The organism is Trujillonella humicola, assembly GCF_046233715.1.
GTDB classification, from domain to species: domain Bacteria; phylum Actinomycetota; class Actinomycetes; order Mycobacteriales; family Geodermatophilaceae; genus Trujillonella; species Trujillonella humicola.
Map to the genome: position 1 here is coordinate 1 of NZ_JBJNRJ010000116.1, position 1,608 is coordinate 1,608.

2 protein-coding genes are annotated in these 1,608 nt (G+C 69.2%); one reads left to right on the forward strand and one right to left on the reverse strand.

All coding sequences use genetic code 11. The features are described 5' to 3' along the window. Position 1 precedes the first annotated feature (1 nt). Positions 2 to 367 (reverse strand): hypothetical protein, encoded by a 366-nt coding sequence (locus ACK586_RS25305; RefSeq protein WP_409333297.1) that lies wholly within the window; start codon positions 365 to 367, stop codon positions 2 to 4. A 67-nt stretch (positions 368 to 434) separates the two neighbouring features. On the opposite strand from ACK586_RS25305, the gene ACK586_RS25310 reads away from it, so the two are divergent. After that, on the forward strand, positions 435 to 1,574 hold the full coding sequence (locus tag ACK586_RS25310; RefSeq protein WP_409333298.1) for an IS630 family transposase: 1,140 nt from the start codon (positions 435 to 437) through the stop codon (positions 1,572 to 1,574). The last annotated feature ends 34 nt before the right edge of the window (positions 1,575 to 1,608 follow it).

A 1,608-nucleotide genomic window follows, 5' to 3' on the forward strand; every position in this document is an offset into this window, starting at 1 on the left:
GCTAGTGGTCCCCGTCGTTGAAACATCGGGGGTCTGAGATCCAGGCGGTGGGGTCGTTGAGGTAGAGGCCGCAGGCGCAGTCGAGGGCTTCTTCGGCGGTGCCGCTGGGTGAGCCGCTGGGCAGGACGTTGTCTTCGTAGTCGTCGTGACTGGCTCGGTAGATCGCGAAGCCCCAGGTGGTGGCGGAGCCGATATACCGCAGCCGGCACAGTGGCAGGAGCTCGCCGTCGGCGAGGACGCCGTCGACGTAGGCGAAGCCGGCGCGGTAGCGCATGCGCACCTCGGCCAGGTCCGGCCAACGCTCCCGGGCGCGGGCCGCCAGCCGCCAGTGCAGCGAGTCCTTGGTGGAGTCCGGGATCTTCGCCATCGCCTCATCTTCACCGTCGGTCGGCGTGGCGCCGAGGGAATCAACGTCGGCGGCGAGACAAACGGCGATGGCGATGATGAGCCCGTACCGGGTGGTGTTGACCGACCAGGAACGACGGGTGCTGGTCAAGCGCGCCGGATCTGAACGGGCCGCCCATCGCGACGTGCAGCGCGCGCAGATCGTCCTGGCCGCCGCCGACCACGCCTCGAACGCCGAGATTGCCCGCAGGGTCGGCGTCTGCGAGGACACGGTGCGCAAGTGGCGGTCCAGGTTCTGCGCTCAGGGCCTGCCCGGGTTGGTCGACCGACCGCGGCCGGGCCGGCAGCGAACCTTTCCCAAGACCGTCGAGGCCGAGGTCAAGGCGCTGGCCTGCGAGCTGCCCGCCGAAAGCGACGTGCCACTGGCCCGATGGAGCTACACCGAACTGGCCGCCGAGGCGATCAGCCGCGGAGTGGTGGAGTCCATCTCTCCATCGACGGTTGGTCGGTGGCTGCGCGCCGATGCCATCCGCCCGTGGCGGGTCCGATCGTGGATCTTCCCCCGCGATCCGGACTTCGTGGCCAAGGCCGGCGGGGCGCTCGATCTCTACGACCGCCTCTGGGAAGGGCAGCCGCTCGGCGCCGACGAGTACGTGATCAGCGCCGATGAGAAGTCCCAGCTGCAAGCCCTGCGACGCCGCCACTCCGACCTACCGCCAGCGCCCGGGCGCATTCGCCGCCAGGAGTTCGAGTACCGCCGCGGCGGCACGCTGGCCTATCTGGCCGCCTACGACGTCCACGCCGCCCGAGTGCTCGGCCGCATCGCGCCGACCACCGGCATCGAGCCGTTCGAGCAGCTGGTCGAACAGGTGATGAGCACCGAGCCATACGCCGGCGCGGCCCGGGTGTTCTGGATCGTCGACAACGGCTCCTCACACAACGGCGCGCGCTCGATCCAGCGAATGCACGCCGCCTGGCCCAACGCCGAGCTGGTGCATCTGCCGGTGCACGCCAGCTGGCTGAACCAGGTAGAGATCTTCTTCTCCATCGTCCAGCGCAAGGTCATCAAGCCCGGCGACTTCGCCGACCTCCAGGAACTGGCCGAGCGGCTGCTGGCCTTCCAGGACCGCTACAACGCCAGCGCCGAGCCCTTCGACTGGCACTTCGGACGGAAGTCCCTCGACCACCTGCTCGAAAGACTTGCCGACCACGAACCGCTGGCCGCATGACCCCCGACGTTCCAACGGTGGGGACCACTAGCGA